The organism is Streptomyces sp. NPDC002138 (assembly GCF_040296485.1).
Taxonomy (GTDB): Bacteria; Actinomycetota; Actinomycetes; order Streptomycetales; family Streptomycetaceae; genus Streptomyces.
Map to the genome: position 1 here is coordinate 1 of NZ_JBEOXE010000137.1, position 6,000 is coordinate 6,000.

At 76.2% G+C, this 6,000-nt stretch carries 4 protein-coding genes; all 4 read left to right on the forward strand.

What is annotated here, in order from left to right; genetic code table 11:
- Positions 1-1,785, forward strand: a 1,785-nt coding sequence (locus ABT084_RS37555; protein WP_351054242.1) for a beta-ketoacyl [acyl carrier protein] synthase domain-containing protein, incomplete at its 5' end; no start/stop codon positions are given.
- Complete coding sequence (locus tag ABT084_RS37560; RefSeq protein WP_351054245.1) at positions 1,782-2,642, forward strand: 4'-phosphopantetheinyl transferase family protein; 861 nt, start codon at positions 1,782-1,784, stop codon at positions 2,640-2,642. The genes ABT084_RS37555 and ABT084_RS37560, both read left to right, overlap by 4 nt.
- A gap of 323 nt (positions 2,643-2,965) precedes the next feature.
- The gene (locus ABT084_RS37565; RefSeq protein ID WP_351054248.1) at positions 2,966-3,787 is read left to right on the forward strand and encodes an AfsR/SARP family transcriptional regulator; all 822 of its coding nucleotides are present in this window, start codon (positions 2,966-2,968) and stop codon (positions 3,785-3,787) included.
- A 209-nt stretch (positions 3,788-3,996) separates the two neighbouring features.
- Positions 3,997-5,589 (forward strand): class I adenylate-forming enzyme family protein, encoded by a 1,593-nt coding sequence (locus tag ABT084_RS37570; RefSeq protein ID WP_351054250.1) that lies wholly within the window; start codon positions 3,997-3,999, stop codon positions 5,587-5,589.
- Positions 5,590-6,000: the final 411 nt, after the last annotated feature.

The following is a 6,000-nucleotide window of genomic DNA, read 5'->3' on the forward strand; positions in this document are numbered from 1 at the left end:
CCGGCCCCGCCCGGCGCGAGCCCGGCCCCGCCCGGCGCGAGCCCGGCCCCGCCCGGCGCGAGCCCGGGCCTGGCCGACGCGAGCCCGGGCCTGGCCGGCCCCGGCCGGGGGACGGCCACGGGCACCCCGCGCCTCACGCCGGTCCCGGACGGCCGGGGCGCCCCCGGCGCGGCCGCCGCCCCGGACCCGGCCGGATCCGCCGACGCCGCTACCACTACCGCGGCCGCGACCGCGACCGCGAACCAGGACGCCCCGGCGGTCGCCCCGGCCCCGGCCCCGGCCGCCACCGCGGCCCCCGCCACCGGCCACTTCCTCGACGGCATCGACGCCTTCGACCCCGACCTCTTCGGCATCGACCCCGCCGCCGCGGCCGGGCTCGACCCGCAGGAGCGGCTGCTGCTGGAGAGTGCCCGGCAGGTCCTGGAGGGTGCCGGTTACTCCGGGGCCCGGCTGGACGCCCTCGGCTCCCCCGACGGCGCCACCGCGACCCGCAGCATCGGCGTCTACACCGCCGTCACCTCCCACGACTACGCGCTGCTGGCCCCCGCCGGGACCCCGCAGGGCGACCCCGCCGGGCGGCTCTCCCGGCTGCTGGACCTGCGCGGTCCCAGCCAGAGCGTGGACACCGGCGCCTCCTCCTTCCTCACCGCCCTGCACCACGCCCTCGCCGCCCTGCGCGCGGGCGAGTGCGCGGCCGCCCTCGTCGGCGCCGCCGAACTGCGCCTGCACCCCGGCCGGCTGCGGTCCGGGGACGGCGAGGGGGTCGCGGCCGTGCTGCTCCGGCCGCTGGCCGCCGCCCACGCCGACGGCGACCGCGTGCGGGCGGTGGTGCTCTCCAGCGCGGTCGGCCACCCCGGGCGCGGGCCGCACGCTCCCCTGCGGGAGAGCCTCGTCCGGCGGGCCCTGGCCGCGGCCCGGGTCCCCGCGGACACCGTCGCCGTGACGGAGGACGCCCGGAGCGTCGCGCCCTCCGTCGGCCGGGCCGGGGCCGCCACCGGTGCGGCCGCGCTGGCCCGGGCCGTGCTCCAACTGCGCCACGCCACCCTGCTCCCGGCCCCGAGAGCGGCTCCCGGAGCGGCCACCGGAGCGGCCACCGGCCGTGCGCGGCCCGCCCCCTGGCCCGCCGGGGCGCCCCGCCGCGCCCTGGTCGGCGTACACGAGGACGGCGCGCCGCAGGCCGTCCTCGTCCTGGAGGAGGCACCCGCCCCGCCCGCCCGCGCCCCGGAGCCCGGCGGCGGGCCCCGGCTGGTGCTGCTGTCGGCGCCCACCCCCGCGCACCTGAGCGCCACCGCCGGGCGCCTGGCCCGCTGGCTGACCTCCCCCGACGGCGCGGCCCGCGGCGCGGTCTGCGACCTGGACGCGGTGGCGGGCGAACTGCGCTCGGGCCGGGCCCCGATGGACTGCCGTCTCGCCGTCGTCGCCACCGACGTACCCGGTCTCGCGAGCGCGCTGGCCGCCTTCGCCGCGCCGAGCGGGCTCCCGGAGGAGAACGACGCGTACGCGCCCCCCGTCCGCAGCGCCGATCTGCGCGCCGCGGCCGCCCGCGACCCGCTGCTGCTGGGTGACCTCGACGAGACCCGCGCCTACGTCGGCGCGCTCTGGCGGGGCGCCCGGCTCGAACAGCTCACCCGGCTCTGGCTGGCCGGGGTCGATGTCCTCGTCGCCGACCGGGCGCCCGCCGCGCGGCCCGCGCTCGACCTCCCGCCGACCGCGGCCCGCCCCCGCCCCTTCTGGTTCGCCGGGCCGCCGGACACCGCCCGCGGCGAGCGGGGAGACCTCGCGTGAGCGGCGGCACGAACCGGCAGCAGCTGGTCGAGGCGGCCGCCGCCCAGAGCCCGACCGCCGAGGCGGTCACGCTGTGGCTGTGCCCCAACGACGAGGTCAGCCCGGCCCTCGCCGGACTGCTGGCCGGGCACTGGCTGGACGCCCACGAGCACAAGACCGCGGGGAAGTTCCTCTTCGAGCGGGACCGCAGCCAGTACCTGATCGCCCACACCCTGGTGCGCCGCGCCCTCTCCCTGGAAGCGGGCCTGTCCGAGGCCGAGCTGGTCATCTGGCGCTCCGCGCGCGGGCGCCCCTTCCTGCGGCCCGCCCCCGACGCCCTGCCGCGCGGCGGGGCCCAGCTGGACTTCAACCTCTCCCACGCGGGCGGCTACAACCTCCTCGGCATCGTGCGCCACCAGCGCATCGGCGTGGACGTCGAGCGAATGGACAACCGCGACGCCCAGGCCATCACGACCATCGTGCGCACCTTCGCGCCCGAGGAGCGCGACTGGGTGGACGCCCTGCCCCCGGGGCGCGAGCGCGACCGGCGCGCGCTGCGCGTGTGGACGCTCAAGGAGGCGTACTCCAAGGCCCGCGGCCTGGGGCTCGGCCTGCCCTTCGACAGCTTCGTGTTCACGATGGACGACGAGCGCGGCGTGCGCGCCTTCGTCCCGCCCGAGGACGACACCGCCCGCCCGTGGTGGTTCATCGAGCTGGAGCCGGTCCCCGGGGTGCTGGTCGCCGTCGCGGTGCCCGCCGACCCCGGGCAGGACGCGGTGATCCAGCTCAACCACGGCTTCCCGTGGAGCCGCCGCGACCCCCAGCATTTCCCGCTGCCGGAGCCCGTCGGCGGAATACAGGCGTCCGTTCCCGCGTAACACGCACGCAACACCCCTCGAATCCTTTACCGATAATTGGGGAACATTCGCGGATCTTCTCGCCCCCCGGAAAGTTGATCTATATCAGGTACCGCTTTCCTCCGGACACCCGTCCACAACGGTATCCAGCCCGCTCTGACCTGCAAAGAGGCCGTACAGGCCGGATCCGTACCATTCCTGATAGGGCGCCATGGAAAGGCGCTCAAGGACCACTACAGGAAATAGAGAAAAGCCTGTGGCCCCCGCTAGCGTGCCTGGAGCGGGGGCAGATTTCTGCCCACCGGACGGAAAAGACAAGGAACTCGACGAGTACGGAGGAGACCGTGAGGATTCAGGTTCTGGGTCCGTTGAGTGCCGAGGTCAACGGGGGATCCATCGTTCCGACCGCGGGTAAACCACGGCAGGTTCTGTCGCTGCTCGCGCTCTATCCCGGGCGCGTCATGCCGGTGCCCACCCTCATGGAGGAGATCTGGGGGACCCAGCCGCCGCAGAGCGCGCTGACCACCCTGCAGACGTACATCCTCCAGTTACGCAGACGCCTCGGCACCGCGATGGGGCCCGACGCGCCCGGTGGGGCCAAGGAGGTACTGGCCACCCGGCACGGCGGCTATCTGCTGCAGATCCCGGAAGAGAGTGTCGACGTACACGATTACGAGCGCCTGATCCGCGAGGGCCAGGCGGCCTTCGAGACGGGCGACAGCCAGGTATCGGCGGCCCGCTTCAAGGCGGCGCTGGACCTGTGGCGCGGGCCGGCCCTGGTCGACGTACGCGTCGGGCCGATCCTCGACATCGAGGTGATGCGCCTGGAGGAGAGCCGGCTCGTCACCGTGGAGCGGCGGATCGACGCGGACCTGCGCCTCGGCCGGCACGCCGAGCTGATCGCCGAGCTCACCGAACTGACCGCGCGCCACCCCCAGCACGAGGGACTGCACTCCCAGGTGATGGTCGCGCTCTACCGCTCGGGCCGGCAGGCCTCGGCACTGGAGGTGTACCGCAAGCTGCGCATGCGGCTGATCGAGGACCTGGGCGTGGAGCCCTCGCCGCAACTGCAGCGCCTGCACCAGGCGATGCTGTCCGTGGACCCCCAGCTCGACGTCTTCGCGGGCCCCCGCCACACCTCGACCTTCGACCTCTTCGCCGCCTGAACGAGCGCGCGCCGCGCGAGCCCGCCCTGCCCCCGGGTACGGCGGGCTTCGTCGTGCCCCGGCGGGCCGCAGCACCGCGCCCCCGACCTCCAGTCCGCTTCCAAAGCCTCTCCAGCCCCCGTCCAGCGGGGGCGCGGACAGTGATGGGTCATCACCGGCCCGCCGCGAGGAGCGCCGTTCGGAGCCAGTTCGGAGCCAGGAGGTCGCACGTGCCCATCCTGAGGTACCTGGAGAACCCGCTCGACGACCTGCTGCGGCGGGCCGCGGCGCGCGGGGCTGACGCACCGGCCGTCACCACCGCCCGTACGACGCTCAGCTTCGCCGCCCTGGACCGGGAGGCGGACCGGATCGCGCACTGCGTACGCCGTTTCGCGTCCGGTCCCGGCGCCGTGGTCGCGGCCGCCGCGAGCCTGGACGCGGTGTTCCCCGCCGTCTACTACGGCACGATCCGCAGCGGCCACCTGCTGGCGCTCCTCGACCCGCTGACCGGTCCGGCCGCCCTGCACGAGATCCTCACCACGGCCCGGGCCGAGATCGCCTTCGTGCCCACGGCCCTCGCCGAGCTGCTGGTCAAGCTGGAGGACCAACTGCCGCACCTGCGGACGATCGTGGTGACGGACGCCGTCGGCGAGGTCACCCCCGGGTCGGCGGTGGCGCTGTCGGCCGCGCTGGCCGGCGTACCGGACGCGCCGCTGCGGACGGGGCCGCCGGTCGACGTGGACTCCGTGGCCTGCCTGCAGTTCACCGCGCACGCCGGGGCGGCCGGGACCGGGCCGACCGGGCTGCAAGGGGTCCGTTCCAGCCACCGCAATCTCATCGCGGGCGCCGCGCAGACCGCCATCGCCCAGGGCCTGGACGCCTCTTCGGTCACCGTGAACCACCTGCCGCTCTACCATCCCGCCCACCTCAACGCCGCCGTGCACGCGGGCGCCTGGCAGGTGCTGTGCGAGGACCCGGCGCCCTGGGCCGGGATCGCGCTGGCCGCGCGGGTGGGCGCGGGCCACTACTACGGGCTCGCGACCCGGCTGACCCGGCTGGCCGCCGACCGGCGCTTCACGCCCGGCCACCCGGAGCTGCCCGGTCCGCAGCTGTGCGCGGTGCTCTCCTGCGGCACGCCGCTGGAACCGGCGACCGCGCGGCGGCTGCGCGACGTCCTGGGCGCGCCCGTCCTGCAGGGGTACGGCCTGAGCGAGGTGTGCACCCTCTCCCACCACCAGGTCCCCGGCTCCCGGCCGGACCTGGGCGCGGTCGGCCTCCCGCTGCCGGGCACGGAGTGCAGGGTGGTCGCGCCCGCCGGACGGCAGCCGGTGCCGGTGTGGTCGACGGGCGAGGTGGAGATCCGCGGGCCGCAGCTGACGGCGGACTGCGGGGCGGACGGCTGGCTGTCCACGGGCGACGTGGGCTATCTCGACGCGGACGGCGGGCTGTACGTCGTCGACCGCCTCGGTTCCGTCTTCACCTGCGACGACGTGCTCATCGCGCCGTCCCTGATCGAGCGGGTCCTCGGCGAGGACCCGCGGGTGACGGAGTGCGTCGTCGCCGACTGGCCCGACCCGGCGCGCGGCGCCCTGGTCTGGGCGGGCGTCGTCCTGCGCCCCGACGTCCCGGCGCGCGACCCCCTGGGCCTGCTCGACACCCTGGACTCGATCGCGGAACGGGCCAACGCCCGCCTCTCGGCAGGCGAACGCATCCGCCGCCTGGAAGCCCTGCCCACCATCCCCCGCACCACGTCGGGCACCCCGGCCCGCCACCACATCCGCACCCGCCTCCAAACCCTCTCCACAGCGGAATCCACCCCCTGACCCACCCCGTCCCCCCCCAGCGCCCCCTACATCCAGCCCCGCCAACCCACACAACGCCCCCTACATCCAGCCCCGCCAATGCACACAGCGCCCCTATACCCAGCCCGCCAACGCACACAGCGCCCCCGATATTCAGCCCCGCCGGCGATTGAGGCGCCCCCGGAGGGCCCCCAACCCACACGACGCCCACCCAGCCCCACCAACCCCCACCCCACCCCAGCCCCGCCAACCCACACAACGCCCCCGATATTCAGCCCCGCCGGCGATTGAGGCGCCCCCGGAGGGCCAGCCAAACCCACACCACACCCCCCCCCCCCCCCCCCCCGCCCCCGCCGCCGCCCCGCCCCCCCCCGGCCCCCCCCCGCCGCCCCCGGCGGGCCGGCGGCCCGCCGGGGGCGGCCGGCCCGGGCC